This is a genomic window from Bradyrhizobium sp. BRP23, from assembly GCF_020194135.1.
Classification (GTDB): Bacteria; Pseudomonadota; Alphaproteobacteria; order Rhizobiales; family Xanthobacteraceae; genus Bradyrhizobium; species Bradyrhizobium yuanmingense.
Genome location: NZ_JADYVW010000005.1, coordinates 38,227 through 53,160, shown reverse-complemented (window position 1 = coordinate 53,160; position 14,934 = coordinate 38,227). Strand labels below are relative to the sequence as shown.

The window sequence follows — 14,934 nt, the reverse complement described above, 5'->3', positions numbered from 1 at the left end:
CAGTCTGGATTGCTTCGTCGCAAGAGCTCCTCGCAATGACGATAGTGAACAGCGGGGCCTCCACCTACACCACCGCCTTCGCCGGCCGCGTCACCAGATAGATGCCGAGCGCGACCGGAATGATGCCAAGCAGGTCGCGCGCCTCGATGTGCTCGCCGAGGACGAGGAATGCGAACAGCATGCCGAGCGGCGGCATCAGGAAATGATAGGCGCTGGCGGCGGTGGCGCCACACGTCTTCAAGAGACGAAACCAGAGCCAAGAAGCGATGATCGAGCCGCCGAGCACGAGAAAGGCGAAGGCGCCGATCAGGCTCGGCGTATAGTCGATCGCGTCGACATCGGCGAAGGTGAGCGCGACCGGTGTCAGTACGATGCCGGCCGCGAGGTTCTGCACGCCATTGCCGATCCACAGGGATCCCTTCGGCGCCAGCAGCTTGAACAGGATGGTGCCGGCCACGATCGAAGCGAGCGAGGCCAGCGTGAAAACGATGCCGTGCAGCGAATCGGTGCCGACCGACAGGCGGTGCCAGACGATTGCGGTCACGCCGATGATGCCGAGCAAGAGGCCGCTCGCCTTGCGCCAGGTCATGCCTTCGCCGAGCAGCAGCGCGGCAAGGCCCGCGGTGAACACCGGATTGGCTGACACGATCAGGCCGCCGAGGCCGGCGGAGACCGATTGCAGGCCGGTGTAGCCGAGGCCGAGATAGAGCGCATTGTTGGCGATGCCGAGCAACGCGAAGATCGCGGCATCGCGCCACGACAACGACCAGGCTTCGCCGCGGATCAACGTGGCGCCCAGGATCAAGATACCCGCGAGCGAGAAGCGCGCGGCGAGCAGGATCAGCGGCGGGCAATGGGTGACGCCGATCTTGCCAGCGATGAAGGCGTAGCTCCAGAGCAGGCAGAACAGGCCGATCGCGAGCGGCAATGTGTTGAAGCGGCTGCGGGGGGCGGGAAGCGAGCTGGCGAGCGACATGAGGGGCATTCTCGGATGTTTTTTTCTGCCCTCGATCTAGGGAGGCCGCTTGCCATTTGGAAATTAAATGATTAACTCGCGCCCAGTGGATTTCTTAATGGAGGCGGCCGTGCTCGATCTCGAGCTGCTGCGCAGCTTCGTCTCGGTGGTCGAGGCCGGCGGCTTCACCCGCGCCGGCGAGCGCGTCCACCGCACGCAATCGACCGTGAGTCAGCAGATCAAGCGGCTGGAGGAGGATGTCGGTCAGGTGCTGCTGCACCGCGACGGCAAGGACGTGCGCCCGACCGAGGCCGGCGAGCGGCTGCTGTCCTATGCGCGGCGATTGCTCTCGCTGGCCGAGGAGGCGCGCGACGTGCTGCGCCAGCCTGATAGCGAAGGCGCGATCCGGCTCGGCATCCCCGAGGACTTTGCCGCGTACCGGCTGGCAAAACTGCTGGGCGCGTTCTCGCGCTCGCATCCGGGATTGCGGCTGGACGTGCGCGCCGACCAGAGCAAGCATCTCGCCCGCGATCTCCAACGCGGCGAGCTCGACCTTGCGCTCTACAAGCGCGAGGCTGGCGCGAAGGACGCGATCGCGGTGTGGCCGGAGCGGGTGCACTGGGTCACCAGCAAGAGCCACCCGGTCGACGTCAACGTGCCGTCGGTGCCGCTGATCGGCTTTCCGCTCGGCTGCATCTACCGCGCCGGCGCCATCCACGCGCTGGAAACGGCCGGCCGCGCTTGGCACACCGCCTACACCTCATCGAGCCTCGCCGGCATTCAGGCCGCGGTCGCCGCCGGCATGGGCCTTAGCATCCTGTCGGAGATGGCGATCCAGACCGACCACCGCGTGCTGACGGCGAAGGACGGCTTTGCGCCGATCAACAAGACCGAGGTTGCACTGATGGCTTCGCCGGATGCGAGCCCGGCGACGCTGCGGCTTGCGGACCGTCTCGCGGAGTTTTGCGATGCGGTGCAGAGCAAGGCGGCTTGAGCTCGCCAAAGCTCCTACGGCTCTCAATTCGCTGCGGATATCAGCTTGTCGCCGCACGCGCTTGCGTAGAACTTGCCGCCGCATTGGCGCTTGATCGCAGCGCAGCGGGCTGCGGGCGACGCCTTCTGCGGCGCTGTGAAGCCGCAGCTGAGGCCATCGGCGCTGCGACCGGTCGTGCCGGCGGCAAACGCCGCACTGGTGGCGCTGATGCAGACGACGAGCAGGGCCGCAGTGGCGATTTCGATCAGCAGTCTCACGGTCCGCTTCTCCACACTGATGGCTGAATCTTTCGTAATCTAGCACCGAATCTGGGTTTCTCCGTGCTCCTCCGGGTTCCCAATTCGGCCCATTCCTTGCATAAATTTGCGCCAGCGCAGTGCACGGCCACGCGGGCGACAGTTCCGGTGCAAGGGCAGACGCGTAGAGTTAAGAGTTGTTTCGACCTAGGAAGTAACGGCTTTGCAGGATTCATCGTTCCAGCCCAGTTATCCGGCCCCCGGGCAGCCCATCGACGAACTCGCGCTGGCCGAGATCAAGGGCGCAATCCTGGCGAAGCTGCGCCTTGCCATCGGCAAGGACGCTGGCATGGCGACCAGGCACGATTGGTACCAGGCCGCGGCGCTCGCGCTGCGCGACCGCATCGTGCATCGCTGGCTCACGGCCGAGAAGCACAGCTACGACGCGGGCCGCAAGCGGGTTTACTATCTCTCGCTCGAATTCCTGATCGGCCGGCTCTTCACCGACGCGCTCAACAACATGGGCCTGCTCAAGATCTTCGAGGTCGCGCTCGGCGATCTCGGCGTCTCGCTGCCGGAGCTGCGCAAATGCGAGCCGGATGCGGCGCTCGGCAATGGCGGCCTCGGCAGGCTCGCCGCCTGCTTCATGGAGAGCATGGCGACGCTGTCGATCCCCGCGATCGGCTACGGCATCCGCTACGATTACGGTCTGTTCCGCCAGATCATCAATCAGGGCTGGCAGCAGGAATATCCCGACGAATGGCTGAGCTTCGGCAATCCCTGGGAATTGCAACGGCCCGAGGTGATCTACGACGTCAATTTCGGCGGCGGCGTCGAGCATGTCGACGACAAGGGCCGCGACCGCTCGATCTGGCATCCTGCTGAAACCGTGCAGGCAATCGCCTATGACACGCCAATCGTCGGCTGGCGCGGCCACCACGTCAACGCGCTGCGGCTGTGGTCGGCGCGCTCGCCCGATCCGCTCAAGCTCGATGCCTTCAACAAAGGCGATTACGTCAGCGCCAGCGCCGAGCAGGCGCGCGCGGAGGCGATCTGCAAGTTCCTCTATCCGAACGACGAGAGCCCGGCGGGCCGCGAGCTGCGGCTGCGCCAGGAATATTTCTTCGTCTCCGCCTCGCTCCAGGACCTGGTGAAGCGGCATCTCGCCTCCGACGGCCAGCTGCGCAACCTCGCCGGCAAGGTCGCGGTGCAGCTCAACGACACCCATCCGAGCCTTGCCGTCACCGAGCTGATGCGGATCCTCGTCGACCTCCACAATTTCCGCTGGGACGAGGCCTGGAAGATCACGGTCGCCACCCTCTCCTACACCAACCACACGCTGCTGCCGGAGGCGCTGGAGACCTGGCCGGTCGAGCTGTTCGAGCGGCTGCTGCCGCGGCATCTGGAGATCATCTACCGCATCAACGTGCAGCATCTGGCGCTCGCCGAAGCGCGCTGCCCGGGCGACATCGACTTCCGCGCCTCAGTGTCGCTGATCGACGAGAAGAGCGGCCGCCGCGTGCGCATGGGCCAACTCGCCTTCGTCGGCTCGCACCGCATCAACGGGGTCTCGGCGATGCATTCGGACCTGATGCGCGAGACCGTGTTCCACGACCTCAACCATCTCTATCCCGGACGCATCACCAACAAGACCAACGGCATCACCTTCCGACGCTGGCTGATGCTGGCGAACCCGAAGCTGACGGATTTGTTGCGCGAGAGCTGCGGCGATGCCGTGCTCGACGATCCGACCCAGCTCTCGCTGATCGAGGCGCGCGCCAGCGACGTCGAGTTCCAGAAGAAGTTCCGCAGCGTCAAACACCACAACAAGGCCCAGCTCGCCCGCCTGATCGGCGAACGGCTCGGCATCAGGGTCGACCCGGGCGCATTGTTCGACGTGCAGATCAAGCGCATCCACGAATACAAGCGCCAGTTGCTCAATGTCATCGAAACGGTCGCGCTGTACCAGGCCATCAAGGACGAGCCCAACGGCAATTGGGTGCCGCGGGTGAAGATCTTCGCGGGCAAGGCGGCCGCGAGCTATCGCTACGCCAAGCTGATCATCAAGCTGATCAACGACGTCGCCGAGATCGTCAACAACGATCCGGCGATCGGCGGCAAGCTCAAGGTCGTGTTCCTGCCCGACTACAATGTCAGCCTCGCCGAGGTGATCATTCCCGCCGCCGATCTGTCCGAGCAGATCTCCACCGCGGGCATGGAAGCCTCCGGCACCGGCAACATGAAGCTGGCGCTGAACGGGGCCATCACCATCGGCACGCTCGACGGCGCCAATATCGAGATCCGCGACCATGTCGGCGCGGAGAATATCGCGATCTTCGGCATGGAAGCCGGCGACGTGATGATCCGGCGCAAGCAGGGGCTGGATGCTTCCGACGTGATCCGCCGGTCGCCGAAGCTGCAGCGTGCCATCAACGCGATCGGCGCCGGCGAGTTCTCGCCCGGCGACCCCGGCCGTTTCGAATCCATCGCGCACGCGCTGCGTTACCTCGACCATTACATGGTGAGCGCCGATTTCGATTCCTACTACGAGGCGCAGCGCGCGGTCGATGCGCGCTGGCAGGTGGCGCCGGCCTGGACCCGCGCCTCGATCCTCAATGTCGCGCGCATGGCCTGGTTCTCCTCGGACCGCACCATCCGCGAATATGCCGAGGAGATCTGGAACGTGCCGGTCAATCCGACCACGCCGCTGCTGCCGAACCTGCGCGACGCCGCGGGCTGATTTTCCGCGGCGTGGAAGCGGCCTTACCTGCGAGGTTATTGCATCCTTCGCGAGGGATGATGATATGATCGTCATCATCCCCTAAGCGGCGTTGTGACACGACGCCGCAACCTCAACCGCCGTCATTGCGAGCGCAGTGAAGAAATCCAGAATCTTTCCGCGGAGACAGTCTGGATTGCTTCGCTACGCTCAATGACGGCTGTGGAGGCATCGAGGACCAACAATGCACGCCAAGCTCCCGCATCCCTTCGACGAGGCCACGCGCGTCACCGCCGGTGACTCTAGCTGGCAGGGGCACACCAGCGACGATTACTGGGCCTTTGTCGGCCCGTTCGGCGGCGCCACCGCCGCGACCATTTTGCGGGCGCTGATCGAGCATCCGCAAGCCGCCGGCGATCCGCTCGCCCTCACCGTCAATTATTGCGCGCCGATCGCCAAGGGTCCGTTCGATCTCGACGTGCGCCTCGTCAAGGCCAACCGCTCCAGCCAGCACTGGAGCGTCGAGCTCAGCCAGGGCGGCGGCGAGGTCGCAACGCTCGCCACCGCCGTGTTCGCCGAACGCCGTCCGTCCTGGGAGCACAGGGTAGCGCAATATCCGGACGCCAAGCCGTTCGAGGAGACGCTGCCATTCCCGAAGATCTCGGCATCCTGGGCCAACCAGTACGAATTCCGCTTCGTCGAGGGCGAGATGCGGATCGGCCCGCCGCAGGCCGAGCCCGCCAGCACCTATTCGAAGATCTGGATCAGCGACCGCACGCCGCGCAAGCTCGACATGCTGTCGCTGATGTCGATGTCAGACGCCTTCTTCGGCCGCATTTTCCACGCAAGGCGCGAGCTGGTGCCATTCGGCACGGTGTCGCTGACGACCTATTTCCACACCGACGCCGAGGAGCTCGCGGCTGAAGACATCACGCGCGTGCTGGCGACGGCCGATTCGAAGATCATGCACAAGAGCTACGCCGACCAGAACGCCGAGCTGTGGTCGCCGAACGGCCGGCTGCTCGCGACCACGACGCAGATCGCGTATTTCAAGGCGTAGCTGCTTCCGCGAACTCGTCATTGCGAGCGCAGCGAAGCAATTCAGAGATCTTTCCGCGGAGGCGGTCTGGATTGCTTCGTCGCAAGGGCTCCTCGCAATGACGGTGGAGGGATCTCGCCACAAGCAAAAAAGGGCGGCCGCGAGGCCGCCCTCTTCGCATCCAAGACCGAGCGACCTTACTCCGCGGCCAGCTTCACGTCCGGGGCAGCCGCGCGCACCTCGGCGTCCACCTGTGCTTCGAACTTGGCAAAATTCTTCTGGAACATGCCGACCAGGGCGCGGGCGGTCTTGTCGAACTCGTCCTTGTCCTTCCAGGTGTTGACCGGGTTGAGGATCTCGGCCGGCACCCCCGGCAGCGCGGTCGGGACCGCAAAGCCGAAATACTTGTCGGTGCGGAATTCGACGTTGCGAAGCGAGCCGTCGAGCGCGGCGGTGAGCAGCGCGCGCGTCACCTTGATCGGCATGCGCGAGCCGACACCATACTTGCCGCCGGTCCACCCGGTGTTGACCAGCCAGCAATCGACATTGTGCTGGGCGATGAGGTCGCGCAGCATGTTGCCGTAGACGGATGGATCGAGCGGCAGGAAGGGCGAGCCGAAGCAGGTCGAGAATTCCGGCTGCGGCTCGTTGCCGAGGCCGCGCTCGGTGCCGGCGACCTTGGCGGTGTAGCCGGACAGGAAGTGATACATCGCCTGCGCCGGCGAGAGCTTGGCGATCGGCGGCAGCACGCCGAAGGCGTCGGCGGCCAGCATCACCACGTTCTTCGGCTGCGGCGCGCGGCCGGTGCGCGAGGCGTTCGGGATGAAGTCGAGCGGATAGGCCGAACGCGTGTTCTCGGTCTTGGAGCCGTCGTCGAAATCGACGACGCGGGTGTCCTCATCGAGCACGCAGTTCTCGAGCACCGCGCCGAAGCGGGTCGAGGCGGCATAGATCTCAGGTTCGGCTTCCTGCGACAGCTTGATGCACTTGGCGTAGCAGCCGCCTTCGAAATTGAAGACGCCGTTCGGGCCCCAGCCGTGCTCGTCGTCGCCGATCAGGGTGCGGTTGGGATCGGCCGACAGCGTCGTCTTGCCGGTGCCCGACAGGCCGAAGAAGATCGCGGTGTCGCCCTTGGCGCCGACATTTGCCGAGCAGTGCATCGGCATCACACCGCGCTCGGGCAGATAATAATTCAGGGTCGTGAAGACCGACTTCTTCATCTCGCCGGCATAATAAGACCCGCCGATCAGGACGATCTTGCGGGCGAAATCGATCGCGACCACGTTCTCCGAGCGGCAGCCATGGCGTTTAGGATCGGCGCGGAAGCTCGGCATGTCGATGATGGTGAGCTCCGGCACGAAGGTCGGCAGCTCGATCGCCTCGGGGCGGATCAGCAGCGTGCGGATGAACAGCGAGTGCCAGGCGAGCTCGGTGAAGACGCGCGTCTTGATCCGGTAGGCCGGGTCGGCGCCGCCATAGAGGTCCTGCGCGAACAGGCGCTTGCCTTCGGCGTGCTTGAGGAAGTCCTGGTAGAGCGTCTCGAATTGCTCTGCGGTGATCGACTGGTTGCCGGCCCACCACATCTTCTTGTCGGTGGTGGCGTCGCGCACCGTGAACTTGTCCTTCGGGCTGCGCCCGGTGAACTCGCCGGTGTCGGCGCAGAGCGCGCCGTCGGCGGAGAGCACCGCCTCACCCGCTGCCAGCGAGTATTGATAGAGTTGTGGCGCACCCAGATTCCAGTGAACCTGCTTGAGATTCTTTAAGCCGAATTTGTCGGCGCCGAAGGCACCGTTGCGCACGCCCGTCTCTTGCACGAAAAATCCCTCCTAGAACCCGCGACATCAAGCGCGGCCAAGTTTGGCGCCGTCGCGATCACCGTGAATATGGGCCGTTCGGCCTCGGCTGAACGACCTAATAATGATGAACGCAGGCGTTGCCAAGCTGATCCCGCAGGATTTGGTTTATTCAAGGACCGCGCCAAACGCCGCGCATGTCAGCTCTGTAAGGCCGCATCGAGAAAGTGCGGATGATCGCGCAACCAAATGCACATCTGCGCGTTATGTCCGGTTATTGCGACGCACAATCACTGCGTCAACACCCCTATCTTACCTCGCCCTCTCCGATCAACGCGAACGGTCCCCACATCGCGGGATAAGCGTTGCGCGGCGACGAGGCGTCGTCGAGATAGGTTAACATCGCGCGGCGCAAGGCTTCGGCGCGGCCGAGCTTTGGCTCGTTCTTCAGCAGCTCGAACGTCGACGTTGTCAAGCGGGTCGCAGCCTCCGAATCCACGGCCCAATGCGACACCAGGAGCGCGCGAGCACCTGCGTAGAAGAACGAGCGCGCCAATCCCGACAACGCCTCGGCACCGGGCTTGTCGCCCGCGATGGTGTTGCAGGCAGACAGCACAACCCAATCGGCATTGAGCTTGAGCTGGGCCACTTCGCTCGCGGTGAGAAGACCATCGTCGAGCTCCGTCGGCTGGTCGGGGATGGAGAGCGCCAGCGAGGGCTCCCCCAATCCCTTGACATCGCCGGCGACGAGGCCGTGGGTGGCAAAGTAGATGATGCCGTATTGGGCAAGCGCTGCACGCTTGAGCGTCGTTTCGCTGGCGTCGCGGCCGAGATGGATGTCAGCCTCGGCAGCGCCGACGTCCCTCGCCACCGCGTTCAATTCGTCGGCGGTATCGGGCAGCTGCGGCAGCGCCTGGGCCAGCCGCGCACGATCCACGCCCGCGCCGCGCCAGAAGTCGGCATAGGCGATCGTCGCGATGCTGCGTGCGGCGACCTTGCCGTTCGCGGCACGCCGGTCGGCAGGCCCTTCGGCTGCAGGGTTGAACACGGGATCGCCGAAACCGGTCATCGGCTTGACGCTTTGATCCCTGCGGGCAAAAGCGCGCAGCGATTTCAGGCTGATCACTGACGGCAGGACCGAAACGGCCTGACGCCGCAGCAGCCAGGCAGCACTGCGATAGCCCTCGAGCCGGTCCGGGATCGCAGCCTGTGGCTTCTCTGTGACCAGCAGATGAAACGGCAATGCGGTCAATGCCGCCGACGGCACGACCAGCAGGTTGCGCTTGTCCTTGGTCAGCGCCTCAACCGGGCCGAGCAGCGCGACATAGAGCTCGTTGGCAAGACCGAGGTCGAACAATCCCGATTTGCCGGATGCATCGCGCGCCTTGCCGACATCGAGCCCCCTGCGGAAGGCCGTGACCTTCTGTGCGACCGCGTCCGCTCCGAGCGGAATCTCCTTCCAGTCGACGCTCTCGCGCGTGATCGCGACGACATAGCTCCGCCTGTCGACGACGGAATAGACCACCATCGCCTCGTCGGACGCCAGCAGCGGCTGGATGTCCTTGACGGTCAGCGGCAGCGGGTTGGATAGCGAGGAATAGTCGGGAAACTCGACGGCGAGCGTCTTCTGCAATCCATTGCGCGCGCCCGCGATCGCCGCAATCCGCACGCGGCTGCGCTGCTCGGCCGCGACGTCGCGCTGCGCCGATGGCTTCGACACCGCAGCGATGATCGCCTTGTCGAGCGCTTCCGACTCGGCCGCGAGATCCTGATCCTTGCGCACGAGCTCGGCGAGCCGGTCGCTGCCGGCGGCGAGCCGCACCGCGAGCTTGTTCACGGCAGAAGCGGCAGAGGATTGCGTGCCGCGCTGGATCGCAGCAAGCGCATCGTCGAGCGCCTTCTCGCTCTCCAGCAGCGATTGCTGCCGTGCCGCGAACAGGATCGGCAGCACGACGCGCAGCTGCGCACGATTGGCCGCAAGCGTCTTCTGCGCCAACGGCAAGGCATCCGCCGTCCGCCCCGTCGCCTGCAGAAAGTCGGCAAGATTGCTCGTCGAAGTCGCAACATCAGGGTGATCCGGCCCGAGCGCGCGTTCGCGGATCGCCAGCGCGCGACGATACAGCGGCTCGGCATCGGCAAAACGCTGCTGGTGCTGGTAGAGCCCGGCGAGATTATTGAGCGAGCGCGCGACGTCGGGGTGTTCAGGCCCCAGCACCTTTTCGCGGATCGCGAGCGAGCGCTTGATCGGCGCTTCGGCACCGGCGTCGCGATTGAGGTCGCGCTCGACCTGTCCGATGTTGTTCAGGACCGTGGCGACCGCGGGATGCTCGGGACCGGCAGCCTTCTGATAGATCGCGAGCGCACGGCGGAACAGTGGCTCGGCATCGGCCGGACGCTGCTGCTTGGCGTAGAGCGTGGCGATATTGTTGAGGGATTGACCGACGTCGGGATGCTCGCGCGGCAGCGCCTTCTCGCGCACGGCAAGTGCACGCTTGAACAGCGGCTCGGCCTCTGCGAAGCGACCCTGCCGCTGATAGAGCGCGGCAAGATTGGTCAGCTCGGCCGCAACCAGGGCGTTGTCGGAGCCGAGCGATTTTTCCATGAGTGCGATCGCGCGCTTGTAGAGCGGCTCAGCCAGATCGTCCCGTCCCTGACCGGCATGGACCTGGCCGAGATTGTTCAACGCGCCCGAGAGATCGCGGCCGTTGTCCTTCTCCAGGCTGGCGACCATCGCCTGCGCCAACGGCAGCGCTTCCGAATATTTTCCGGCACCGATGAGCGCGGTGAGCCGCGCGCTCTCGGCGGCGAGACCTTTCTGCGCAAGGGCTGGCGTGGCGAGCAAGGTGGTGATGGCGAGCGCGAGAGCCGCCGTCCATGCCAAACGTTGACGCGTCATGACCCCTCTCGCTGCGAGCCCGAAAACCATCACGGTCATGGGTCGCGGCGATCGGTAGCCGCGTTCAAGCGGTTGCGCCCTGGTCCACCTTCGTGCGCGCTTCGCCAGCGAGACGGACCAGCATCTTGCGAAGCGCCGTGCCATCCGTCACCCGCTCCGGGAAGTCCAGCCGCAGCGTTGCCTGGCCGACCTGCATGTCGAGGCCTTCAGGATCACAGCCGGTACAGCGCCAGTCGCCCTCGGTGGCGCCGAGCAGCTTCGTGGCATAAAGATTGAGGGCGTCGCGATGGTCGGCGTTCATGTGCTCGACGGCGCCCTCCTCCGCCGCCAGCAGGTCCTCGGCGCCGGTGAGGTCCGTCAGGAATTGCTCCGGCTTGAGGTCGACGATCCGGCCAAAGCCGGCGACCAGATGTGTTCCCGTGGGCCGGATCCGGAAGAAGGAGAAATCCTTAAAGGAAACAAAGCCTTCTGCCGAGGGATGAGCACTCAGATACCGTCGCTGGAGCAGATCCTTGTTGGAATCGGCCTCCTCGGCCCGGCCGGACAGCATGATCCGGGCGCCTTCCAGGGGATCGCCGGCCGCGCGCTCGTCCAGCATCAGCGAGACCCTGGAGTCCGCGAGGACGTTCTTGGTGTGCACGGCGAGGCGCGAGATCAACAGGATCGGCGAGCCGTCGGGATGGCTGGCCAGATTGACCAGGGAACAATAGGGATCGCCGCTGCCGGCCATCAGCGTCGCCAGAGCCCCCTGCCGGGACCGCCTCAGCAGCGATTTGGCGAGCTTTGCGGGGTCGAAATCGGGGGTCGGTTGCATCGGCTTTCTCGGCTCAGGTGGTTGCAAGGAGGGTCTTTTTTCGGGTAAACGGGGGCCCGGTTATGGGTCGAGATGCGGCGAATCTGCCGTGTTTCGTGGAACTTGGTCACACTTCAGCCCAGCTTGCATTGCTCGGTGACAAGGTTCGAACGCCACTTCGGCACCCATGTATGCGGCGCATCACTGATTGCTCGCCGTTTCAAGCCACGACCCAAACGGAAAGCAGAAAGCAGAGAGGCTCATGCCCACAATCGCTTTGGTCGACGACGACCGCAACATTCTCACATCCGTCTCGATCGCGCTGGAAGCCGAAGGCTACCGTATCATGACCTACACCGACGGCGCTTCCGCGCTCGACGGTTTCCGTACCACCCAGCCCGATCTCGCCATCCTCGACATCAAGATGCCGCGCATGGACGGCATGGAGACGCTGCGCCGTCTCAGGCAAAAGTCCGACCTGCCGGTGATCTTCCTCACCTCCAAGGACGAGGAGATCGACGAGCTGTTCGGCCTCAAGATGGGCGCCGACGACTTCATCCGCAAACCGTTCTCGCAGCGTCTGCTGGTCGAGCGCGTCAAGGCGGTGCTGCGGCGCTCGGCGCCGAAGGATCCGACCGTTGCGCCGAAGGAGAACGACGCCAAGGCGCTCGACCGCGGTCTGCTGCGCATGGACCCCGAGCGCCATACCTGCACCTGGAAGAACGAGCCGGTGACGCTCACCGTGACCGAATTCCTCATCCTGCAGGCGCTCGCGACCCGGCCCGGCGTGGTGAAGAGCCGCAACGCGCTGATGGACGCCGCCTATGACGACCAGGTCTATGTCGACGACCGCACCATCGACAGCCACATCAAGCGGCTGCGCAAGAAGTTCAAGGTGGTCGACAACGAGTTCGAGATGATCGAGACGCTCTACGGCGTCGGCTACCGTTTCAAGGAAGCCTGAGGGCGCCTCCTCCACGGCGATCGAGAGCATCTCCGGTTCTCGTTCCATCGGGACGAGGATCGCTCTAGGATGCGGGGACCTTCGCACGGGCCGTCCTAACGCGGGCGTAAGCATTGCTTGACCGAACGCAGCCTGACCCTAACCAGAGCGCCGGGGATATCGCATCCGACGGCGTTCAGGAGCACGTTGCCGACAACAAGCCGCAGGGCTTCCGGCCGCTGAACTGGTTGAAACGCGCCGGGCAGTTCTTCTTCGCGCTGTCCTTCTCGAGCCTGACCCGCCGCATCGTCTCGCTCAACCTCGCCGGCCTCGTCGCGCTGGTGGCGAGCATCCTGTACCTGTCGCAATTCCGTGCCGGCCTGATCGATGCCCGCGCCCAGAGCCTCCTGGTCCAGGCCGAGATCATCGCCGGCGCGATCGCGGCCTCTGCCACGGTGCAGACCAACGCCATCACCATCGATCCCGACCGGCTGCTCGACCTCAAGCCGGGCGAGACCTATGGCGGCTCGGACGAGTATTCGCCGCTGGACTTCCCGATCAATCCGGAGCGCGTCGCGCCGGTGCTGCGCACGTTGATCTCGCCGACCAAGACGCGCGCCCGCATCTACGATCCGAACGGCAGCCTGCTGCTCGACAGCCGCAACCTGGAAAACGTGCTGCGCTTTCCGCTGCCGCCGCCGGCCGAGCAACCCGGCATCATCGAGCGCGGCAAGGTCGCGGTGCGCACCTGGCTGAACCGCGGCGACCTGCCGCTCTATCGCGAGCTCGGGCCCGAGAACGGCAACGGCTATGCCGAAGTGGGCGACGCCCTCCAGGGCCAGAAACGCTCGATGGTGCGGGTCAACGCACGCGGCGAGGTGATCGTCTCGGTCGCCGTCCCCGTGCTGCGCTCGCGTGCGATCCACGGCGCCTTGATGCTGTCGACGCAAGGCGACGACATCGACCAGATGGTCACCGCCGAGCGCCTCGCCATCCTGAAGGTCGGCGGCGTCGCCGCCGCCGTCATGATCATGCTGTCACTGCTGCTGGCGAGCACGATCGCAGGTCCGGTGCGCCGGCTCGCCGACAGCGCCGAACGCGTCCGCCGCCGCATCAAGGCCCGCATCGAGATTCCCGATTTCACCCGCCGCCGCGACGAGATCGGCCACCTCTCCGGCGCGCTGCGCGACATGACCAGCGCACTCTACAGCCGCATCGAGGCGATCGAGATGTTCGCTGCCGACGTTGCCCATGAATTGAAGAACCCGCTGACCTCGCTGCGCTCGGCGGTCGAGACGCTGCCGCTGGCGCGCAACGAGAACAGCCGCGCCCGCCTGCTCGAGGTGATCGAGCACGACGTCAAGCGGCTCGACCGGCTGATCTCCGACATCTCCGACGCCAGCCGCCTCGATGCCGAGCTGCAGCGCCAGGATGCGATCCCGGTCGATTTGCGCCGGCTGCTGACGACGCTGGTGTCCGTCGCCAACGAAACCAAGCTCGGCCACGACGTCGCGGTCGAAACGCGCTTCGAGGGCCGCAGCCCGACCGATACCTTCGCCGTGAGCGGCCACGATTCCCGGCTCGGACAGGTCGTCTCCAACCTGCTCTCCAACGCGCAATCCTTCTCCGATCGCGGCAGCAAGGTGCGCCTCACCTGCCGCCGCGTTCGCTCCGAGATCGAGATCGTGGTCGACGACGACGGCCCCGGCATTCGCGAGGACGCGCTCGAGCGCATCTTCGAGCGCTTCTACACCGACCGCCCGCATCAGGGCTTTGGCCAGAACTCCGGCCTCGGCCTGTCGATCTCCAAGCAGATCGTCGACGCCCATGGCGGACGGATCTGGGCGGAGAACCGCCCTGGCCCGCCGGACGCCGACGGCACTCCGACAATTGCCGGTGCGCGCTTCGTGGTCAGGCTGCCGGCGCTATGAACGAAGGCGGGCCCAGCGTTCACGCCTCTGCCGTCAAGGTCGGGCCTTACGCCGTGCTGATCCGCGGGCCCTCGGGGTCCGGCAAATCGCGGCTTGCCTTCGATCTAATCATGGCGGGGCGCTCAGGCGTCGTGGAAAGGGCCGTTCTGGTCGGTGACGACCGTGTCCATCTGGCGACACTCGGCCACGAAATTGAGGTCCGCCCCGCGCCTCGCTTGGCGGGCTTGATCGAGATCCGGGGCCTCGGAATCCGCCGCTGCGACTTCGTGGAGCATGCGACCGTCGGTCTCGTGGTCGATCTGGCTGCAGCCGACGCGGAGCGCCTGCCGCCGGCTGAAGCCCTGAAAACCAGCATTTTTGGTGTCGAAATACCGCGAATCCCTGTTGCCCGCGACTATTCGCCCCTTCCCCTGGTTGTTGCGGCCTTGACCACTACCAAGAGTTCATCTTCCGTTAACCCATCAGGCGATTGTTTGAAGGGAAATGGTAACCATATGAACCCCACTATCGCGACCGAATAGACCGGCGCAGCTCCCCTCATCCATCCGTCTAGATTCAGGGAGATACGCAACATCCCCTCTTGCGCGGGGGCTCTGGATGGTCAAAGTGGCGCGTTCGTGCGGTGCACCAAAAGC

Annotated in this window: 11 protein-coding genes; 6 read left to right on the top strand and 5 right to left on the bottom strand. The window is 65.1% G+C overall.

The features are described from left to right. Positions 1–64 precede the first annotated feature (64 nt). The gene (locus tag I6F24_RS15095) at positions 65–976 is read right to left on the bottom strand and encodes a DMT family transporter (protein ID WP_036014164.1); all 912 of its coding nucleotides are present in this window, start codon (positions 974–976) and stop codon (positions 65–67) included. A 109-nt stretch (positions 977–1,085) separates the two neighbouring features. On the opposite strand from I6F24_RS15095, the gene I6F24_RS15090 reads away from it, so the two are divergent. Beyond that, positions 1,086–1,949 carry a LysR substrate-binding domain-containing protein gene (locus I6F24_RS15090; protein ID WP_036041864.1) on the top strand — a complete coding sequence of 288 codons (864 nt, stop codon included), beginning with the start codon at positions 1,086–1,088 and terminating at the stop codon, positions 1,947–1,949. Between the two features lie 23 nt (positions 1,950–1,972). Here the strand turns inward: I6F24_RS15090 and I6F24_RS15085 are convergent, their stop codons facing one another. Further along, complete coding sequence (locus I6F24_RS15085) at positions 1,973–2,206, bottom strand: hypothetical protein (RefSeq protein ID WP_057027807.1); 234 nt, start codon at positions 2,204–2,206, stop codon at positions 1,973–1,975. Positions 2,207–2,408: 202 nt separating this feature from the next. Between I6F24_RS15085 and I6F24_RS15080 the strand changes: the two genes are divergently transcribed. Together I6F24_RS15080 and I6F24_RS15075 are read left to right on the top strand one after the other, a co-directional pair. Next, positions 2,409–4,925: a glycogen/starch/alpha-glucan phosphorylase gene (locus I6F24_RS15080; protein ID WP_109145472.1), complete on the top strand. Its 2,517-nt coding sequence runs from the start codon at positions 2,409–2,411 to the stop codon at positions 4,923–4,925. Between the two features lie 223 nt (positions 4,926–5,148). Beyond that, the gene (locus I6F24_RS15075) at positions 5,149–5,964 is read left to right on the top strand and encodes a thioesterase family protein (RefSeq protein WP_036041827.1); all 816 of its coding nucleotides are present in this window, start codon (positions 5,149–5,151) and stop codon (positions 5,962–5,964) included. A gap of 176 nt (positions 5,965–6,140) precedes the next feature. On the opposite strand, the gene I6F24_RS15070 is transcribed toward I6F24_RS15075, so the two are convergent. The 3 genes from I6F24_RS15070 to I6F24_RS15060 all read right to left on the bottom strand — a co-directional run bounded on the left by I6F24_RS15070 (position 6,141) and on the right by I6F24_RS15060 (position 11,446). After that, entirely contained in the window at positions 6,141–7,757 is a 1,617-nt protein-coding gene (locus I6F24_RS15070) for a phosphoenolpyruvate carboxykinase (protein ID WP_109145474.1), read from the bottom strand. 286 nt (positions 7,758–8,043) lie between these two features. Next, positions 8,044–10,632 (bottom strand): CHAT domain-containing tetratricopeptide repeat protein, encoded by a 2,589-nt coding sequence (locus I6F24_RS15065; protein ID WP_225150825.1) that lies wholly within the window; start codon positions 10,630–10,632, stop codon positions 8,044–8,046. 64 nt (positions 10,633–10,696) lie between these two features. Next, positions 10,697–11,446 carry a DUF2470 domain-containing protein gene (locus I6F24_RS15060; protein WP_225134029.1) on the bottom strand — a complete coding sequence of 250 codons (750 nt, stop codon included), beginning with the start codon at positions 11,444–11,446 and terminating at the stop codon, positions 10,697–10,699. A gap of 241 nt (positions 11,447–11,687) precedes the next feature. Here I6F24_RS15060 and I6F24_RS15055 point away from each other — a divergent pair, with 241 nt between their 5' ends. From I6F24_RS15055 to I6F24_RS15045, 3 genes are all read left to right on the top strand, one after another. Beyond that, on the top strand, positions 11,688–12,389 hold the full coding sequence (locus I6F24_RS15055; RefSeq protein WP_008542552.1) for a response regulator transcription factor: 702 nt from the start codon (positions 11,688–11,690) through the stop codon (positions 12,387–12,389). A gap of 113 nt (positions 12,390–12,502) precedes the next feature. Next, positions 12,503–14,299 (top strand): sensor histidine kinase, encoded by a 1,797-nt coding sequence (locus I6F24_RS15050; RefSeq protein ID WP_225150823.1) that lies wholly within the window; start codon positions 12,503–12,505, stop codon positions 14,297–14,299. Next, a complete protein-coding gene (locus tag I6F24_RS15045) occupies positions 14,296–14,820 on the top strand; it encodes an HPr kinase/phosphatase C-terminal domain-containing protein (protein ID WP_036026439.1) in 525 nt (174 codons plus the stop codon). The genes I6F24_RS15050 and I6F24_RS15045 overlap by 4 nt, the downstream gene beginning before the upstream one ends. The last annotated feature ends 114 nt before the right edge of the window (positions 14,821–14,934 follow it).

Bases quoted from the DNA above. Each gene is read 5' to 3' on its own strand.
- I6F24_RS15095 (WP_036014164.1), bottom strand. From the start codon at position 976: ATGTCGCTCGCCAGCTCGCTTCCCGCCCCCCGCAGCCGCTTCAACACA.
- I6F24_RS15075 (WP_036041827.1), top strand. From the start codon at position 5,149: ATGCACGCCAAGCTCCCGCATCCCTTCGACGAGGCCACGCGCGTCACC.
- I6F24_RS15065 (WP_225150825.1), bottom strand. From the start codon at position 10,632: ATGACGCGTCAACGTTTGGCATGGACGGCGGCTCTCGCGCTCGCCATC.
- I6F24_RS15060 (WP_225134029.1), bottom strand. From the start codon at position 11,446: ATGCAACCGACCCCCGATTTCGACCCCGCAAAGCTCGCCAAATCGCTG.
- I6F24_RS15055 (WP_008542552.1), top strand. From the start codon at position 11,688: ATGCCCACAATCGCTTTGGTCGACGACGACCGCAACATTCTCACATCC.
- I6F24_RS15045 (WP_036026439.1), top strand. From the start codon at position 14,296: ATGAACGAAGGCGGGCCCAGCGTTCACGCCTCTGCCGTCAAGGTCGGG.